The sequence below is a fragment of the Thiohalorhabdus denitrificans genome (assembly GCF_001399755.1).
Taxonomy (GTDB): domain Bacteria; phylum Pseudomonadota; class Gammaproteobacteria; order Thiohalorhabdales; family Thiohalorhabdaceae; genus Thiohalorhabdus; species Thiohalorhabdus denitrificans.
Genome location: NZ_LJCP01000010.1, coordinates 77,234 through 95,242 on the forward strand (window position 1 = coordinate 77,234; position 18,009 = coordinate 95,242).

Genomic DNA, 18,009 nt, shown 5'->3' on the forward strand with positions numbered 1-18,009 from the left:
GAGGGTCCACTCGTGCAGCGACTGATCGAGCGATACACCGAGCCCACCGAACCCCAGACCACGCTGACCCTGCCCTGCGAGGTCCGCCAGCGCAGCCGGGCCCGGGTGCGGCTCGACGACGGCGAGGAGGCGGGGCTGTTCCTGCCCCGCGGCACCTTCCTGCGCGGCGGCGACCGGCTGCGGGCGGAGTCCGGGCTTGTGGTGGAGGTGGTGGCCGCCCAGGAGCCGGTGACTACCGCCTACGCCCCGGATGAGCCCGCCCTGGCGCGCGCCTGCTACCACCTCGGCAACCGCCACGTGCCCCTGCAGGTGGGCGAGTTCTGGGTGCGCTACGGCCAGGATCACGTGCTCGACGGCATGGTGGCGGGGCTGGGCCTCGAGCCGGTGGCCGAATTCACTGTGTTCGAGCCGGAGGAGGGCGCCTTCGCCGGCCACAACCACGGGCACCACGCTCGCCGGGAAATCTCCGGATGACCTCCGGCCTGGTGCGCCTGCTCCAGCTCACCAGCCCGGCCCTGCCGGTAGGGGCCTACGCGTTCTCCCAGGGGTTGGAACAGGCGGTGGCGGCGGGTTGGGTCACCGGTGAGGAGAGCACCGGGGACTGGCTGGGCGGCCAGCTGGAGCACGGCCTCGGCGGCTGGGACCTGCCGGTCCTCTACCGACTTCACGATGCCTGGTCGGTGGGGGATGAAGGGCGCGCCCGGATCTGGAGCCGTTTCCTGCAGGCGGGGCGGGAATCCGGCGAGCTGCTCGCCGAGGACCGCCATCTGGGCCAGGCGTTGGCTCGACTGCTGGGTGACCTCGGCATGGAGGGAGCCACGGCGTGGGCAGGCCACCGGGAAGTCACCTTCGCCGCCCTGTTCGCCCGGGCGGCGGTGGGGTGGGGGATCCCTTGGCGCGAATGCGGCCACGGCTTCGCCTGGGCGTGGCTGGAGAACCAGGTGGCGGCGGCGGTGAAGCTGGTGCCCCTCGGGCAGACCGCCGGCCAGCGCCTCCAGCTCGCCCTCGGCGACCGGATCCCAGGGGTGGTGGATGCCGCCGCCCACCTGGAGGACGAGGACCTGGGCGGAACCCTTCCGGGCCTGGCCGCTGCCAGTGCCGCCCACGAGACCCAGTACACCCGCTTGTTTCGTTCGTAAGCCAAGGAGAGGGAAACGGTCATGGAGAGCCAACAACCCCTGCGCGTCGGCATCGGCGGACCCGTGGGATCGGGGAAGACCGCGCTGCTCGACGCCCTGTGCAAACGCATGAGCGCCGATTACAGCCTGGGGGTGGTCACCAACGACATCTATACCCGCGAGGACGCGGAATTCTTGGTCCGCACCGGAGCGCTGCCCGAGGAGCGCATCCTGGGCGTGGAGACCGGGGGCTGCCCGCATACCGCCATCCGGGAGGACGCTTCCATGAACCTGAACGCGGTGGGCGAGCTGGCCATCCGCTTTCCGGGCCTGGACCTCGTTCTGGTGGAGTCGGGGGGCGACAACCTGAGCGCCACATTCAGCCCCGAGCTCTCCGATCTCACCATCTACGTCATCGACGTCTCCGCCGGGGACAAGATCCCGCGCAAAGGTGGCCCGGGCATCACCGGCTCGGACCTGCTGGTGATCAACAAGACGGACCTCGCCCCCATGGTTGGGGCCTCCCTGGAGGTCATGGACCACGATGCCCGCACCATGCGGGGTGATCGCCCCTTCGTGTTCACCAACCTGCAATCGGGGGCGGGCCTCGAAGAAGTTGCGCATTTCATCCAGGAAGCCGGCATGCTCTCGGTTACCACCTAACCACCAGAAATTTCCGGTCTCCTCCGGCGGCCCATAGGGGGCGAATCTTCGCTCTCCTTTGGGCCGTTTTTTTGGTCCGGAGCATTACCTTTTTTCATAAGCCGTACGGGGGGAAGAAGGGCCGCTCTAAATTAATGCAGTCTCCTTTCCAAATGCCCCAATAAGGGGCGATATATTGGTTTAAATTCGTATTATAGACAAAAAAGACACGCAAAAACAACAATTTAGGGTTTTGGCATCCCGCTTGCTGTGAAAGGACCGCAACCCACTACTGCGGAGGAAATCCATGCGACGAGGAAATTGGGTCCTGGGGGCCGCTTTGGCGGCCGGAATATCGGGATTTTCCTACGCCCCGGACACCGCGGCCGGAGCGACGATCGACATCGACGAGGACAGTAGGATCAGCATCGGCGCCGGGGTCCGGACCAGCTTTCGGATGAACGAGGACGCCGCTCCATCCGGGGACGCCTATTCCAAGGACTTCCAGCTCGACAACATGCGCTTGTATGTATCGGGAACCGTTTATCCCGACTTGGGGCTCGAATTCAACACCGAATTCGACCCCAATACCAACGACCAAGTCCGTGTGCTCGACGCCCTGGCCAAGTACGAGCCCACCGACCTCCTCAATTTCCGCGCCGGTCGCATGTTGCCCCCTAGCGACCGCTCCAACCTCGACGGCCCCTACTACCTCAACACCTACGACTTTCCGCTGGTGGCCAACCGTTATCCAGCCATCTACGCCGGCCGTGACGACGGCGCGGCGGTTTGGGGAACAGTGGGAGAGGGAGCCTTCAAGTACCAGGTGGGCGCCTTCGAGGGCCGCCAGGGCGGTCCCGACGTGGACGACAACCCGATGTACGCCGGGCGCCTGACCCTCAACTTCCTCGACCCCGAGCCCGGTTACTACAACTCCAGCACCTACTACGGCAACAAGGACATCCTCGCCCTCGGCCTGGTGGGCATGTTCGAGAAGGACGGGGCGGGCACCGCGGGTAGCCCGGGAGACTTCACCGGCTGGAACGTGGACGGCCTGTTCGAGAAGAACCTGGGGGCTTTCGGCGTCTTCTCCCTGGAGGGGGCCTACTACAGCTACGACCTCGACGGCGCCACCGATTCCACGGTTCGTACCGCGGGCGACTCCGTGCGGGGCCTGATGAGCTTCCTGGTGGGCCCCGAACTGGGACCCGGCCAGCTGCAGCCCCATGTCCGCTACCAGTCCTTTGACTACGACGGCGGCGGCGAGGACACCCGTCTGGAAGGCGGCCTCAACTACATCATCGACGGCCACAACGCCAAGCTCTCCGCCATCGCCGGGGTGGAGGAGGATGCCGGCGGCGTGGAGCAGAACTTCTTCCTGCTCGGCTGGCAGCTCCAGGTCTGAGCCGAGCCATCCAGATCCAGAGAAAGGGATTCCCCATGCGTAAAGGACGAATCGGAAAGGCCCTCGCGGCCCTCGTCGCCACCGTCGGTCTGACGGCCGGTGTGGCCCACGCCGAGAAGGACCCCATCAAGGTGGGCGTGCTGCACTCCCTGTCCGGGACCATGGCCATCAGCGAGACCACGCTGAAGGACACCATGCTCATGCTCATCGAGGAGCAGAACGAGCAGGGCGGCCTGCTCGGGCGCAAGCTCAAGCCGGTGGTGGTGGACCCCGCCTCCGACTGGCCGCTGTTCGCCGAGAAGGCGCGCGAGCTGCTGGCCAAAAAGAAGGTGGACGTCATCTTCGGCAGCTGGACCTCGGTGTCCCGCAAGTCCGTGCTGCCGGTGGTGGAGGAACTGAACGGCCTGATGTTCTACCCGGTGCAGTACGAGGGCGAGGAGTCCTCGGAGAACATCTTCTACACCGGGGCCGCGCCCAACCAGCAGTCCGTACCGGCGGTGGACTACCTGATGAACGAGGTGGGCGTGGAGCGCTGGGTCCTGGAGGGCACGGACTACGTCTTCCCCCGCACCACCAACAAGATCCTCAAGCAGTACCTGGTGGACCACGGGGTGGCGGAAGCCGACATCCGCATCAACTACACCCCCTTCGGCCACTCCGACTGGCAGAGCGAGGTCTCGCGTATCAAGGAGTTCGGCTCGCAGGGTAAGAAGACCGCGGTGGTGTCCACCATCAACGGCGACGCCAACGTGCCCTTCTACAAGGAGCTGGCCAACCAGGACGTCTCCGCCGAGGACATCCCGGTGATCGCTATGTCCGTGGGCGAGCAGGAGCTCTCAGGCATCGACACCGAGCCGCTGGTGGGCCACATGGCGGCCTGGAACTACTTCATGAGCGTGCCCACGAAGCGGAACATCCAGTTCATCCGCCAGTGGCACGACCACATCGGCGACAAGGGCCGCGTCACCAACGACCCCATGGAGGCCCACTACCTCGGCTTCAACATGTGGGTGAAGGCGGTGCAGCAGGCCGGCACCACGGACGTGGACGCGGTGAAGGACGCCATCATCGGGGTGTCGGTGCCCAACCTCACCGGCGGCATCGCCACCATGATGCCCAACCACCACATCACCAAGCCGGTGCTGATCGGTGAGATCCAGCCCGACGGCCAGTTCTCCGTGGTGTGGGAGACCCCCGGCACGGTGGCCGGCGACGCCTGGTCCGACTACCTGCCCGGCAGCAAGGACCTCATCGCCGACTGGCGCAACCCGCTGTCCTGCGGCAACTACAACGTCGAAACCGGCGAGTGCTCCGGGCAGAACGTGGAGTAACGAGGCCGAGGAGGGGGAGCTCCGGCTCCCCCTTTCATTTCCCAGGCGACCCAATTTTCCTTCTTCCAGCAAGCACGAGCCATGTCCAAAGAGATCCCCATCACATCCCCACACGGGAGACGAGCAGGCGCCGAAAGCCTTGCAGGGCTCCTCATTCTGCTCCTTGGATTGTTGCTGGCTCCGCCGGCCCATGCGGCCCCCTTCTCCGATCAGGTCCAGGCCCTGCATACCTCCTCCTCCGCCGACAAGGCGGCGGCGGTGAAGGCCCTCGGGGCCACCGGCCACCCCCGGGCCCAGAAGGTCCTGCAGGCCATGCTCGACGGCCGGCTGTTCCACCAGGTGGACGGCGGCACCGTGGTGTTCGCGGAAAAGGGCGGCGACGGCTACCAGTACCGGCTCACCGATGCGGCCACCGGGAGCGATCTCGGTACCGCCGAGCGCTGGGGCGTGCGCCGGGTGAAGATCAACAACCGCCTGCGTTCCGAGGTGCGCCAGACCCTCGCCGCTCTCCGGCTGCAGAACCCCGAGCCGGAGGCGCGGCTCACCGCCGCCGAGGACCTCATCGGCGAGCTGGACCCCGACAACACCGCCCTGGTGGAACGGCGCCTGACCGAGGAGTCGGATCCGGCGGTTCGCGCAGCCCTTGAAGCGGCAGTAGGCCTGGCCCGGCTCGACCGCGAGGACCCGCAGGCCCGCGCCGGGGCCATCGCGCTGCTGGACGGCAGCCTCTACGCCCCGGTGCGCAGCCGCCTGGAAACCCTCGCCGAGGAGGACCCAGCCCCGGAGGTGCGCAAGGAAGCGGCCGCCATGCTGGACGGCATCCACACCCGGCTCGCCTTCTTCGACGGCGCCGAGACCTTGTTCTTCGGCTTGAGCCTGGGCTCGGTGCTCATGCTCGCCGCCATGGGCTTGGCCATCACCTTCGGGGTCATGGGGGTGATCAACATGGCCCACGGCGAGCTGATCATGATCGGCGCCTACACCACCTACGTGGTGCAGCAGCTCATGCCGGGCCACATCGGCTGGTCCCTGGCGGTGGCCATCCCGGCGGCCTTCCTGGTCTCCGGGGCCTTCGGCGTGGCCATGGAGCGCAGCGTCATCCGTTTCCTCTACGGCCGGCCGCTGGAGACCCTGCTGGCCACTTTCGGGATCAGCCTGATCCTGCAGCAGCTGGTGCGCTCGGTGTTCACGGCCCTGAACCGGCCCGTGGAGACACCCGCGTGGATGAGCGGCTCTCTGCAGATCAACCCGGCCTTTTCCCTGACCTTCAACCGCCTCTACATCCTGATCTTCGCCCTGGCGGTGTTCTTCGCCCTGCTGCTGGTGCTCAAGCGCACCTCCCTGGGCCTGAAGATCCGCGCGGTGACCCAGAACCGGCAGATGGCACGGGCACTGGGGGTGCGAAGCAACTGGGTGGACGCCCTGACCTTCGGCCTGGGCTCCGGGATTGCCGGGGTGGCCGGGGTGGCGCTGTCCCAGCTCACCAACGTGGGCCCCAACCTGGGCCAGGCCTACATCGTCGATTCCTTCCTGGTGGTGGTGCTCGGCGGCGTGGGCAACCTGTGGGGCACCCTGGTGGGCGGCCTCTCCCTGGGGGTAATTAACAAGCTGCTGGAGCCCATGGCCGGGGCGGTGCTCGCCAAGGTGCTGCTGCTAGGCCTCATCATCCTGTTCATCCAACGGCGTCCGCGCGGGCTGTTCCCGCAGCGGGGCCGGGCCGCGGAGGGCTGAGCCATGGCCAACGGTAGCCTGACCACGACGGCCCCGACCGTGCTGCCGCTGGGGCCCCTGAGCCGCTTCCTGGCCGGCGACACGGGCGGCACCATCCTGCTCGCCGTGCTGGCCGTGGCCGGGGTGCTGGTGCCGATCCTCAATCTGGCGGTCCCGGAGGGATCGGCCCTGCACATCTCCACCTACACGGTGACCCTGCTCGGCAAATACCTCACCTACGCCCTGCTGGCGCTGTCGGTGGACCTGATCTGGGGCTTCTGCGGCATCCTGAGCCTCGGCCACGGCGCCTTCTTCGCCCTGGGCGGCTACGCCATGGGCATGTACCTCATGCGCCAGATCGGCACCCGCGGCGAATACGGCCATCCGGTGCTGCCGGACTTCATGGTGTTCCTCGACTGGGAGCGCCTGCCCTGGTTCTGGTACGGCTTCGACCAGTTCTGGTTCGCCGCGCTCATGGTGGTGGCGGTGCCCGGCACGCTCGCCTTCGTCTTCGGCTGGCTGGCCTTCCGCTCGCGGGTCACCGGGGTCTACTTTTCCATCATGACCCAGGCCCTCACTTACGCGCTCATGCTTGCCTTCTTCCGCAACGAGATGGGCCTCGGCGGAAACAACGGCCTCACCGACTTCAAGGACCTGCTCGGCTTCCCCCTGCAGGCCGACGGCACGCGCATCGGCCTGTTCCTGGCCTCGGTGCTCGCCGTGGGCCTGGGCTACCTGGTCTGCCGCTTCATCGTCACCTCCCGGCTCGGCCGGGTGGTGACCGCCATCCGCGACGCCGAGGCCCGGGTGCGCTTCACCGGCTACCGGGTGGAGCACTACAAGGTGTGGCTGTTCGCCGTCTCCGCCATGCTCGCCGGCATCGCCGGGGCGCTCTACGTGCCCCAGGTGGGGATCATCAACCCGAGCGAGCTCTCGCCCGTCAAGTCCATCGAGGCGGTGGTATGGGTGGCCCTGGGCGGCCGCGGCACCCTGTTCGGCGCCGTCGGGGGCGCGGTACTGGTGAGCTACGCCAAGACCCTGTTCACCGGGTGGGCCCCGGACATCTGGCCCTTCTTCCTGGGCGGGCTGTTCGTGGTGGTCACCCTGTTCCTGCCCGCCGGCATCGTCGGGCTGCTCAACCGGTTCAAGAAGGAGCCCCAATCATGAGCCTGCTGGAAACGGCCAAGGCCTTCAGCGAGCGGGACCGGGTCTTCGACGCGGTACTGCCCAAAGCGGACTTCCACGGGGACCTGGACACCCGCCACGGACCGGTCCTGTACGTGGAGGACGTGACCGTCAGCTTCGACGGCTTCCGCGCCCTCGACGCCCTCAACCTCTACATCGACGACGGGGAGCTTCGCTGCATCATCGGCCCCAACGGCGCGGGAAAGACCACCATGATGGACGTCGTCACCGGCAAGACGCGCCCGGACACCGGTTCCGTCTACTTCGGCTCCCGCATCGACCTGCTGAAGCGCTCCGAGACCGAGATCGCCCAGGGCGGGGTGGGGCGCAAGTTCCAGAAGCCCACTGTGTTCCCCCGCCACACCACCGAGGAGAACCTGCAGCTGGCCCGGGCGGGCGACAAGGGGGTCTGGGCCAGCCTGTTCCATAGGCCCGAGGAGGCGGAGCGGGCGCGGGTGGCGGACGTCCTGACGCTCACCGGACTGGCTGGCGAGGCCGGGCGCCCGGCCGGCGCCCTGTCCCACGGCCAGAAGCAGTGGCTGGAGATCGGCATGCTCCTCATGCAGAACCCGCGGCTTCTTCTGCTCGACGAGCCAGTGGCCGGCATGACCGGCCAGGAGATGGAGCGCACCGCCGAGCTGTTCCAGTCCCTGGAAGGGAGCCACGCGGTCGTGGTGGTGGAACACGACATGGAGTTCGTGCGCTCCATCGCCCGCGAGGTGACCGTGCTGCACCAGGGCAGCGTCCTGGCGGAAGGGGACATGGCCACGGTCCAGAACGACCCGAAGGTGGTCGAAGTGTACCTGGGGGAATAAATAGTGCTGGAAGTCAGCGGAATCAATCAGTTCTACGGCGAGAGCCACACGCTCTGGGACCTCGCCATGGAGGCTCCCCAGGGGGCCTGCACCTGCCTCATGGGCCGCAACGGCGTGGGTAAGACCACCCTGCTCAAGGCGGTGATGGGGCTGCTGCCGGTGCGCTCCGGGAGCATCCGGGTGAACGGCGCGGACCTCGCCGGCAAGCCCGCCGAGGCGCGGGCGCGGGCCGGGGTGGGCTACGTGCCGCAGGGCCGGGAGATCTTCCCGCAGCTCACGGTGGAGGAGAACCTGCGGGTCCCCTTGGGCGTCCGCCGCGGGACCACCATCCCGGACCTGGTATTCGACCTGTTCCCGGTTCTCAAGGAGATGCGCCGGCGACGGGGCGGGGACCTCTCCGGCGGCCAGCAGCAGCAGCTCGCCATCGGCCGCGCCCTGGTGCTGGAGCCCGAGCTGCTGCTTCTCGACGAGCCCACCGAGGGCATCCAGCCCAACGTGGTGCGCGAGATCGGCGAGGTGATCCGCTACCTCAACGCCGAGATGGGACTGACCGTCTTGGTGGTGGAGCAGAAGCTGCACTTCGCCCGCCAGGTGGGCGACCGGTTCTGCATCATGGACCGGGGCCGGGTGGTTACCGACGGGCCCATGGACCGGCTCGACCAAGAGCTGGTGCAGAGCTACCTGACCGTTTGAGGGCAATGGAATGGCCGCGGGGGGGCACCGCTGCTACACCCCCGGTTCGGTATGGGGGGAGCGCCACCGGACGGTGCCTCAGCCCCTACCTACGTGCATGGGTTGTTTGATCCCGTTTTGGACTTCCCCGAGGGGAGCCCATCTGAACGCGGGTTTCGCCATCGCCGGGCTGGGTAGAATAGATTGCTCAGGGATGCCCCAGCCATTCACAGGCGGTGCAATCCCTCGGGGGGACCGTGTTTTCCATTGGAGGAATAGGCCTGTCCATAAGTAGGGGCCTCGGTAGCGGATAGGGAATCTGGGTCCGGTGGAGGGGGTGCGCCGGCGCTTCGGCGGGGGCAGCTACATGTCGGGAGGGCTACCGAAGCCCCCCAGGGGTACGGGGGGAAGGCTGCCCATTCCTCCCTATCGATAGGACTGAGGAATTTTTACCAGGTATCGGCTCCGGAACTTCGAGCCTGTGCCCTAACTGGCAGAATCCTTGGAGGCGGGTAGGCGGAGTTGGAATATAGCACCGACCCCATCGGGGTTATTGAAGGCCGTCAAACGCCCCCCATGGCCTTCCAGGATTGTGTACGCAATCCATAGGCCCAAGCCCGTGCCACCCTCCTTAGTAGTAAAGAAAGGCTCGACAAGGCCATCGTGCTCCATATTTGCTGGCAAACCGGGCCCTTCATCAATGATGGATATCACTACCTCTCCGTCTTCCACTCGTGTACGGACAGTGACAGGGGGCGGTGCTTGGGGAGTCCGTTCCAAGTTTGCGTCCCGGGCATTGTTGATCAGGTTGTGCAATACCTCCTGGAGCTGTAACCAATCGGCCCGCACCATAGGCGGGGGATCCTCGGTGAGGTCCAGCTCCAGGGTCAGCCGCTCCGTATGGGTGCTGTCTTCCAGGAATGGCCTCATACGGGCGATGAGAGTATTCACGTCTAATGGCTTGAAGTCGGCTTCTCCGCCCTTTAGGAACCTCCGTACGTGGATGAGGATCTCGCTAGCCTTGTGGATCTCCTGGTGGATGCGCTCCATCAAGTCGTGCATCTGGTCAGCGTTTGGGCACTCGCGGGAAATCAGCTGGTGCCCGGCGGCCGCATAGTTGCTCAGGGAGGCGAGGGGCTGATTCAGCTGGTGGGCCAGCAGGGAAGTGAGGCCCTCCATGGAAATCAAACGGCTGATGCTGCGGAGCTGCTCCCCGTATTTCCGTAGCTGCGCCTCCGTCGCCTCTTGGTTGGAGAGGTCGATACCTACCAGGGAATAGCGCCCGATATCCCTCTGTAAGTTCTTGTGTGCCACCAGTGTGACCAGGAAGGGCACCTCATGGCCGTGCTTGTCCAGCAGGGCGCTCTTTCCAACCCATGAGCCCTTCTGGGCTGCCGTAGGGATGGCCTCCTGGAGCATGTTCTTGGCGGCCCAAGTGGGATGAATGCCCCAGATACCGACATCAGGAGATAGGTCTCCGCCCAGGAGTTCTTTGGCGTACCGGTTGTTATAGAAAAAGTGCAGCTCGTCATCGCATACCCCCACAACACCCGGGAACGCTTCCAACAGTTCCAGGAGATAGCTGGCCAGCTCCTGGCTGTGCTTCAGCTGTGACAGGTCGGTGACGAAGGCCACAGAAAGGGCGGGTCGGTCTAGCTTGTTGTTGCAGGTGGCCACATTCATCAGCACTGGCACCCGGTTGCCATCAGCACCTACAAGGCGTACCTCGTAGTAGCGGCTCTCCTCCTCCCACCGCCGTTCCGCTTCTTTCCAGAAGTGCGCCAAATCCTCCTGCTCCAGCCAAGAGGGCACCTGCGTACCAATGATGGAATCCCGTTCATAGCCCAGCATCTGGCAAAAAGACGCATTCACTTCCAGGATCTCCAGGGACTGGAAGTCTGCCACCAGGAAGCCTTCTTTGGAGTACTGCAGGAGGTGCCGGAGCAACCGACGGGCGTCTACCCCCAATCGGGTAGCAAGGAGGAGCTCCTCATGCTCCTGGGAGGTGGGTTCTCGAAGCCGGATATGTATCCAGGGGCCATCCGCCAGGTTTAGAACCACCCCCTGGACTTCAAGATGCCCCTCTTGCTCATTGGGAGAAGCACGGAGCTGAACAGCATCCGCCTCTTGAGCCCGCACCCGCTCCAAAAAGGCGCGCACTTCTTGCGCCTCTCCCCCGAAACCCTGTTCAAGAAGCCGACCTTCAATCTCTTTCGAGGGCATCCCCAGAAGGCGACACGCCTCCTGGTTTGATCGGCGAACAAAACCGTCTTCGGGATCTACCAGAAGATGCCCGATTCGGCTGTTCGCGATCTGCCGGTCGAATTCGCCATTCGGGCCGGATGAATTCGTGGTCACCGTGCTTCTCACCCGAGGCAGGATTGAGGTAACCAGTATGTACGCCCGAAGAAGGCTTCGAAAAGGAGTGCGACCGCGTTAGGGGGTTATCCGCCAGAGTAGGGTATCCGGGGGGCGTTTCGGCCCTTCTTCGCCACCTAAAAGCGTTCCCACACCGTTACCTCTCGACCTGATGGCGTATGCCGGGCATGTTGGTGGATATCCAGGGTGTTTCTCCCAGTGGTGCGGTTTGCCCACCTACAGCGGTGCTGGGATGAAACCCCTGGCCAACGAATTTACACCCCACACCTAGGCGTCGGCGGACAGAGCACCCGGTTCGTACGTGCCGGGTCAGGTCCGAAGCCCAGTACACCGAGTTTTGCCGGCTGCCATGCTCCGCCTGCTCGAGGCCATCGGTCACAAGGCCCTCACCGCCGCGGCCACCATCCGCGATATGACCCGCCTGACCGGTCTGTGCGGTGTGCGCGGGCTGATGCCCGCCAGCTACAACCCCGCCGTGCGCCTGGTGCTGATCCGCCAGCTCTACTATACCGGCGTGCAGATCCTGCCCCTGTTTTTGCTCATTACCCTGGGCTTCGGGACCGGTGCGGTGGGGGCAGCGGTTGCGGGTATGCTAAGCATGGATCTGGGGGACAGGGCAGGGGGGATTGTGGTCAACCTGCTGGTGCTGGAACTGGCCCCGCTAATCACCGCCTTGCTCGTGGCTCTGCGCTCGGGCTCTGCCGTCGATGCGGAGCTGGCCACCATGGCCCAGAGCGGGGAGCTACGCACCCTGGATCTGTTCGGCATCGACCCCGCCACCTACCTGTTCCTGCCGCGCATCATCGCGACCATGGTCACGGTTACGCTGCTGACCGGGATCTGCGCCCTGTTAGTGCTGACCAGCGCCTACCTGTTCCTGTTCTGGTACGTGGAGACCGGCCTCAACACCTACCTGAACTCGGTGATGGACGCGGTGACGGGGACAGTAGCGGCGCTGGTGCTCGCCAAGAGCCTGCTCCTGGGTTTTCTCGTCGCCTTCATCCCCCTGTACAGTGGAATTACCGGGCCGCCCGGCCTGGGCGGGATCTCCGTCGCCGTGCAGCAGGGCATGGTGCGGTTGTTCCTGGCCATTATGCTGGTTGAGGTGCTGACCCTGGGGGAACTGCTATGACTATTGAGTTCCTGCCTGATGCCGAGGTCATCGGCCGCCGACTGGATCAGCTGGCGGCGGCCGGTCCGGTGGCGCCGGTGGCCCCCGATGTTCCCCTCCTTGCCAGCCTCTCGGCCCAGGAGAACCTGGAGCTGATAGGTGCCTTCCACGGCCACCTTACCGCCCGCGACCTGACGGCGAACGCCTCGGTAACGCTGGCGCGTCTCGGCATCGCTTATTGCGCCCCCCGCCACCGGGACGAGCTGACCGCGCGCGAGGCCTTTCTGGTCCAGCTGGGCCGGGCCGCCATGCGCCCCCAGGCGATGACGGTCCTGGTCACGCCCTTTTCCCAGGTGCCGGAACTGGATTCCGACGGCCCCATCGAGGAGGCCCTGGCCGCCCTCGAGGTGACGCGCTTTTGCATCCTTGACTATCCCAGCAACCGGAACCTGTATTCCAGTCTGACCGAGGCCACGCCGTGAATCAGCGAGGGATCCGCATCGCCGTCGGGCTGTTCCTCGTCATCACCCTGGGGGTGATGGTCGGCGCGGCGGGTTATGTCCTCTACCGCAAAGGGCTATTCGAGGAGGAGGTCGCGTTCACGCTCGTGGCCGAATCCGGCCAGCATCTGTCGCAGGGAATGCCGGTGGTCTTCCAGGGGCACGAGCTGGGATCGGTCCAGCAGGTGGACCTCAAACGGCAGGGCCACGTGGAGGCCCGGATCGCCATCCCAGCGGACCAGCACCGCTGGTTGCGAACCTCCAGCACCTTCACCGTCGAGAACCCCTTGCTCGGCAACGCCCGCATCCTGGTTGCCACCCCGGACATGGACGCGCCGCTGCTTCCCAAAGACGCGCGCGTCCGGACCCGCCTTCAGGACGATTTCAACCAGCTCATCGAGGAGGCGCAAACGGTCGTCCAGGATCTGCAGCGAATTGGCGCCCATCTCCGCGAGATAACCGGCAAGGTCGCCGATCCCGAAGGCGATTTCAGCCAGACAATGGCCCATCTGGAGCGTTTCAGCGGGCGGCTGGCCGACGAGCCCGCGCTGCTCACCCTGCTCACCGACAACCCGGCCACCCCGCGTCACTTCAACGAGGTTCTGGCCCGCGCCGAGGCCGGCACCGGCGAGGCCGAGGCCACAATTGCAGAGCTGCGCCAGACCATCGCCCGCACCCGGACCCGTCTTCTCAGCAAGGGGGGCACGGTCTCCCGGGTGGACGCGCTGCTGGAGGACCTCCAGGGCAAGCTCAAGGTCCTGGATCCGGCCGTGCACGAGGCAGCCGCCTCCACCCAAGGGCTGGAGGAAATGCGCGACGAGCTCCGGATCACCATCGAGGACACCCGCGCCATCCTTCGGCGGGTCGAAGCCGTTCTGGGTGAGGAGCCCTCCACCGAGGTTCCGTTGCCATGAAGCCCGGATTCCGGCTGGTGCCGGTCCTGATGGCGGTGCTCGTGGCCGGCTGCCTGGGCGGCCCCCCGGCCGGACCGGCGTGGCGAATTCGGGCGGCCGAGGCCACCGAGGCCTACTACACGGCCATGCTAACCGGTGACGGCCAGCGCGCCGGCAGCAGTCTGCGCCGGGCCCTGGAGGCGGCCAGTGCCAGCGACGATCTGACTCCGTTGGCGCGGGTCCACCTGGGCCGGGCCGCCATGCAGGTGGCCCTGCGGCGCGAGGCCGAGCTGGCACGGACCGGCGAGCTCATCGCCCTTGCCGGGGACCGGGATCTGGAGGCCTATCGGCGCTTCCTGGCGGGCACTCCGGAGGCCGGAGATGCCGGGCTCCTGCCCCCGGAGCTGATGGATCCGGCCCGGCACCTGCGGGCGGATCGGCCCAGCGCACTGGCCAAAAGCGTCGCCGCCATCGAGGCTCCCCGCATGCGGGTAGTGGCCGCCGCGGTGGGCCACCGCAGCTACCCCGGCCGCCGGGCCTTCGCCGATGCGGCGGTGGCGGCGGCCTCTCCGAAAGGCTGGCGGGGGGTGCTGCTGGCGTGGCTGCCGGTGCAGGCCGAGGCGGCCAAGCGCGCGGGCGATACGGCCGAGGCGGCGGCCATCCGCAGCCGCCTGCGCTGGCTGCAGAACCCCCGGGCCGGCCGGTCAGACGGGGCGGAGTAGTCCGGTGCGGGCCCGGGCCAAGCTTCTCCGGGCCGCGGAGCGAACTTCAGCCTGAGCCCCTGCGGCCCAGGGCTGACCGTACCAGCCGGCACCGACCTCCTGCCCCATGACCGGGCCAACTCCAGCCTTGCCTTCCATCACCTCCACGGCCAGCCCGAAAAAGGCCCAGATACCGCCGGTGAGCAGCATCACGGCGGCGAGCAACCAGCTTTCCGGCAGGCTCGGGAGGTTGACTCCAGGAAGGGAAAGGCGTTTGATGAATAGACAACCGGTCAAATAGAGGCAGTCATGGGTCGCTTGAGTAGCGCGCGAGAGGAGCTGATCACCACCGCCGCCGACGAGCTGTGGCAGGGGAGCTACGGTTCGGTGGGCGTGGGGGCCCTGTGCTCCGCCGCCGGGGTGAAGCGGGGCAGCTTCTACTACTTCTTCGACTCCAAGGACGACCTGGTCCTGGCGGCGCTGGAGCACTCCTGGGAGCGCATGCAGGCCCAGTTCGAGCGCGTCCTGGGCGACGAATCCGTGCCGCCCCTGCAGCGCCTGCCCCGGTTCTTCGACGCCGTGGCCGAAATGCACGACCGGGTCCGCCAGGAGTCGGGCCACGTGCCCGGGTGCCCCTTTGGCAACCTGTCCGTGGAGCTGGGCAACTTCCACGACCCGATCCGGGAGCGGGTCGCCGACATCTTCCGGCGGGCCACCGCCCATTTCGCCGGGCTTCTGCGAGCCGCGCACGCAGCCGGGGAGATCCCCCTGGAGTCCCCGGAGGAGGCCGAGCGCCGGGCCGAGCAGATCTTCGGCGCCATGCAGGGGGCCCAGGTCCTCGCCAAGACCCATGCCGATCCCGACGCGATCCGCCGCATGGCCCCGGTGGCGGTGGCCATCGCCCGGGGCGACGCCGAGTCCTGAACAGAGGCGGTCAGGCTAGGCTTTTGGAACGGACAAGTAGACGACCGGTAAACTATAACCCAAGGAGACTGCAAATGAGCGACTACCCCGTGCACACCCCCGAATCCGCCCCGGAAGGCGCCGGCGACTTCATGCGGGAGCTGGAAAAGGCCTACGGATTCGTCCCCAACCTGGCCGGAGTCATGGCCACCGCCCCGGCCCTCATGCAGGGCTATTTCCAGCTCAACCAGCTCTTCGAGCAGACCAGCCTGACCCCGGCCGAGCGCCAAGTGGTCCTGCTGTCCGCCAGCTTCACCAACACCTGCGGCTACTGCATGGGCGCCCATACCGCGTTGGCCGAGATGGCCGGGGTTCCCGAGGACTGCATCGGGGCCCTGCGCCAGGGCGAGCCGCTTCCCGACCCGCGCCTGGACGCCCTGCGGCGCTTCACCCAGGCCGTGGTGGAACAGCGAGGGTTCCTGCCCGAGTCCGAGCTCCAGGCCTTCCACGACGCCGGGTTCACCCCGCAGAACGTCCTGGAGGTGGTGCTCGGCGTGGGCATGAAGACCCTGTCCAACTACACCAACCACATCGCCGGGACCCCGCTGGATCAGGCCTTCGCCGGCAAGGAGTGGACCCCGCCGGCGTGATGACGCGGTTGGCCCCGGAAGGGGGCAGGCCGCGGAGCCCCGCCCCGCCTGCCGGACTCCAACAACCGGGGGGCATAATCGGCCCGCCCCCACAACTCGAGCAAGGAGCAGGACCATGGAAGAGTCCCAGATTGATTTCGCCATCGTCATGACCAGCGGACCGGATACCCCGAAGCGCCTCGCTTCCCCGTTCTTCCTGGCCGCCACCTCCGCCGCGGAGGAAATGAGCGTGGTGGTCTATTTCACCGGGCAGGGAACCGTTCTGCTCAAGAAGGGGGAGGCGGAGAACGCCTATCCCAAGGAGGGCGGCAAGTCGGTGAAGCACTTCATGGACCAGGCTCTTGGCAACGGCGCCCAGTTCGTCGCCTGCAAGGCCTCCCTGGACCTGAACGAAATCTCCCCCGACGACCTGGCCTTCGATGTCCCTATGGTGGGCGTTGCCGAGGCGCTGCCCTACCTGGAGGCCTCCAAGAAGCTCATATCCTTCTAATCGGACGTCCATCCGCCGGGGCCGTGCGTCCCTCGGTTTGGGGTCGGGGCGGGCGGCCCTGACCGCCTAAATGGCGCACTTCTCCCCGGCTATGTCGTCGGCGAAGGCGATCCAGTCCAGGGAGGAGGGGTCCGCCAGGAGGCGGTCGGCGAGCAGCACGCCCGCCACCGTCCAGGTCTGGAAGCGGCGGGCCTGTTTGCCCACCAGCTGCCCGCGTTGGCCGTCGAAGTACTCCGGCCATTCCCTCCCGGGCAGGCGCTCCGCGGCCGCGGCCAGGGCCGGTTCCGTCAGGGCGGTGGCGCCGCGCAGCTGCTCGGCGGCCGCCAGCAGCCACAGGAAGACCGGCCAGCTCCCCCCGTTGTGGTAGGACCAGGGGACGTTCTTGGGGTCGCTTCCGGTCACCGTGCGCCAGTCCTGGCCCTCCAGGGCGGGGTAGCACAGCTTCATGGCCATCTCCCCGATGAGGTCCTCCGCCCGGGCCTCGATCAGGGTCAGGATGGAACGGGCCTGGCTCCCGCCGGCCAGGCCGGAGAGAACGGCCAGCAGGTTGCCCTGGGTGAAAAAGCGGAAGTCCATGCGCGACGGGCCCAGATTGCCCGCCAGGTAGCCCCCGGGGTCGGGCAGCCATTCCAGCAGCCAGGCGGGAATGGAGTCGGGAACGACGTTGAAGGCATTCACCGCGTTGTCCCCGTACTCCTCCGTCCTGTAGCGGTACATGCGGTTGAGGGTGGGGAAATCCAGCCAGTAGTAGGTGCGCACGTAGTGCCCCAGCTTGCCGAGGCGGTCGGCCACCGCCTCCCGGTAGGGCCGGCTGTCGGGGCCGTCCCCGAGCAGCTCCTCGGCGGCGCGCAGGGCCATGAAAAAGAGCGCCTGCACCTCCAGGGGATAGCCGTATACCCCCAGGCGACGGTCCACCATGAAGGAGCCGTCGGGGACCAGGAGGGTGGGGTACATGTCGAACCGGCTGATAAGGCAAAGCTCCAGGATGCCCCGGATGGCTTCCTGGAAGGCGGGGGTCGCGGCCAGCTCGCGGTCGCCGGTGGCGCGGGTGTAGGCCCGAAGCAGGTACAGCCACCACAGGCTGGCGTCCACCGCCGCCACCCGGCCGATGGCGTGGCCGCCGAAGTCCGGGATCAGCGATCGGCCGTCCTCCGCCACCTTGAAGCTGGCGGGAATCAGGCCGGCCCCCGGCCGGTAGCAGTCCATGGAGCGCTTGCGGGCCTGTAGCTCGCGGGTCCGCTCCAGGAAATGGCGCACCATGGCCGGCTCGCCCTCGGCCAGGTAGTAGAGGGCCACGGGAACGAAATCCCGCACGAAGACCTGGTCGTAATTGAGGGTGGCGGCGTCGGGGTCCGTGCAGGCGATGGTGCCGACGGGCTCGCCGCCGTAGCGCACCACCGCTGCCTCCATCAGGCTTCGCGCTTGGCCGGTATCGAGGTGGCCGGAGCTTACCGTTCCCATCCGCGAGCCCCTCCCATTCCCTGGCCCCGTATGCGCCCGGGGT

At 66.8% G+C, this 18,009-nt stretch carries 18 protein-coding genes; 16 read left to right on the forward strand and 2 right to left on the reverse strand.

Going from position 1 to position 18,009, the window contains the following annotated elements:
- Window positions 1–12 precede the first annotated feature (12 nt).
- The 9 genes from ureE to urtE all read left to right on the forward strand — a co-directional run bounded on the left by ureE (window position 13) and on the right by urtE (window position 8,899).
- Entirely contained in the window at window positions 13–474 is a 462-nt protein-coding gene (ureE, locus tag AN478_RS07150) for an urease accessory protein UreE (RefSeq protein WP_054965938.1), read from the forward strand.
- Window positions 471–1,139, forward strand: a complete 669-nt coding sequence (locus AN478_RS07155) for an urease accessory protein UreF (protein WP_054965939.1) — start codon at window positions 471–473, stop codon at window positions 1,137–1,139. The genes ureE and AN478_RS07155 overlap by 4 nt, the downstream gene beginning before the upstream one ends.
- Window positions 1,140–1,160: 21 nt before the next feature.
- Window positions 1,161–1,781: an urease accessory protein UreG gene (ureG, locus tag AN478_RS07160; protein ID WP_054965940.1), complete on the forward strand. Its 621-nt coding sequence runs from the start codon at window positions 1,161–1,163 to the stop codon at window positions 1,779–1,781.
- Between the two features lie 286 nt (window positions 1,782–2,067).
- On the forward strand, window positions 2,068–3,165 hold the full coding sequence (locus AN478_RS07165) for a porin family protein (RefSeq protein ID WP_074471301.1): 1,098 nt from the start codon (window positions 2,068–2,070) through the stop codon (window positions 3,163–3,165).
- A 35-nt stretch (window positions 3,166–3,200) separates the two neighbouring features.
- Window positions 3,201–4,496 carry an urea ABC transporter substrate-binding protein gene (urtA, locus tag AN478_RS07170; RefSeq protein ID WP_054965942.1) on the forward strand — a complete coding sequence of 432 codons (1,296 nt, stop codon included), beginning with the start codon at window positions 3,201–3,203 and terminating at the stop codon, window positions 4,494–4,496.
- Between the two features lie 81 nt (window positions 4,497–4,577).
- A complete protein-coding gene (gene urtB, locus AN478_RS07175; protein WP_074471302.1) occupies window positions 4,578–6,227 on the forward strand; it encodes an urea ABC transporter permease subunit UrtB in 1,650 nt (549 codons plus the stop codon).
- A gap of 3 nt (window positions 6,228–6,230) precedes the next feature.
- Window positions 6,231–7,373 carry an urea ABC transporter permease subunit UrtC gene (gene urtC / locus AN478_RS07180; RefSeq protein WP_054965943.1) on the forward strand — a complete coding sequence of 381 codons (1,143 nt, stop codon included), beginning with the start codon at window positions 6,231–6,233 and terminating at the stop codon, window positions 7,371–7,373.
- A complete protein-coding gene (urtD, locus tag AN478_RS07185; protein ID WP_082432936.1) occupies window positions 7,370–8,206 on the forward strand; it encodes an urea ABC transporter ATP-binding protein UrtD in 837 nt (278 codons plus the stop codon). Before urtC ends, urtD begins: the two co-directional genes overlap by 4 nt.
- Window positions 8,207–8,209: 3 nt before the next feature.
- Window positions 8,210–8,899 (forward strand): urea ABC transporter ATP-binding subunit UrtE, encoded by a 690-nt coding sequence (gene urtE / locus AN478_RS07190; protein ID WP_054965944.1) that lies wholly within the window; start codon window positions 8,210–8,212, stop codon window positions 8,897–8,899.
- Between the two features lie 465 nt (window positions 8,900–9,364).
- On the opposite strand, the gene AN478_RS07195 is transcribed toward urtE, so the two are convergent.
- Window positions 9,365–11,236 carry a PAS domain S-box protein gene (locus AN478_RS07195; RefSeq protein ID WP_074471303.1) on the reverse strand — a complete coding sequence of 624 codons (1,872 nt, stop codon included), beginning with the start codon at window positions 11,234–11,236 and terminating at the stop codon, window positions 9,365–9,367.
- A 370-nt stretch (window positions 11,237–11,606) separates the two neighbouring features.
- Between AN478_RS07195 and AN478_RS07200 the strand changes: the two genes are divergently transcribed.
- The 7 genes from AN478_RS07200 (at window position 11,607) to AN478_RS07235 (ending at window position 16,505) form a co-directional block, all read left to right on the forward strand.
- Entirely contained in the window at window positions 11,607–12,389 is a 783-nt protein-coding gene (locus AN478_RS07200) for an MlaE family ABC transporter permease (RefSeq protein WP_054965946.1), read from the forward strand.
- Entirely contained in the window at window positions 12,386–12,850 is a 465-nt protein-coding gene (locus AN478_RS07205) for a hypothetical protein (protein WP_054965947.1), read from the forward strand. Before AN478_RS07200 ends, AN478_RS07205 begins: the two co-directional genes overlap by 4 nt.
- Window positions 12,847–13,782, forward strand: coding sequence for an MlaD family protein (locus AN478_RS07210; protein ID WP_054965948.1), 936 nt, complete (start codon window positions 12,847–12,849; stop codon window positions 13,780–13,782). Before AN478_RS07205 ends, AN478_RS07210 begins: the two co-directional genes overlap by 4 nt.
- Window positions 13,779–14,483 carry a hypothetical protein gene (locus AN478_RS07215; RefSeq protein ID WP_054965949.1) on the forward strand — a complete coding sequence of 235 codons (705 nt, stop codon included), beginning with the start codon at window positions 13,779–13,781 and terminating at the stop codon, window positions 14,481–14,483. The genes AN478_RS07210 and AN478_RS07215 overlap by 4 nt, the downstream gene beginning before the upstream one ends.
- Before the next feature lie 297 nt (window positions 14,484–14,780).
- A complete protein-coding gene (locus tag AN478_RS07225; RefSeq protein ID WP_176758737.1) occupies window positions 14,781–15,386 on the forward strand; it encodes a TetR/AcrR family transcriptional regulator in 606 nt (201 codons plus the stop codon).
- Window positions 15,387–15,460: 74 nt separating this feature from the next.
- On the forward strand, window positions 15,461–16,015 hold the full coding sequence (locus tag AN478_RS07230; RefSeq protein ID WP_054965952.1) for a carboxymuconolactone decarboxylase family protein: 555 nt from the start codon (window positions 15,461–15,463) through the stop codon (window positions 16,013–16,015).
- Window positions 16,016–16,130: 115 nt separating this feature from the next.
- A complete protein-coding gene (locus AN478_RS07235; protein ID WP_054965953.1) occupies window positions 16,131–16,505 on the forward strand; it encodes a DsrE/DsrF/DrsH-like family protein in 375 nt (124 codons plus the stop codon).
- Between the two features lie 66 nt (window positions 16,506–16,571).
- Here AN478_RS07235 and AN478_RS07240 read toward each other — a convergent pair whose 3' ends face one another.
- Window positions 16,572–17,966, reverse strand: coding sequence for a glycoside hydrolase 100 family protein (locus AN478_RS07240; RefSeq protein ID WP_054965954.1), 1,395 nt, complete (start codon window positions 17,964–17,966; stop codon window positions 16,572–16,574).
- Between the last annotated feature and the right edge of the window lie 43 nt (window positions 17,967–18,009).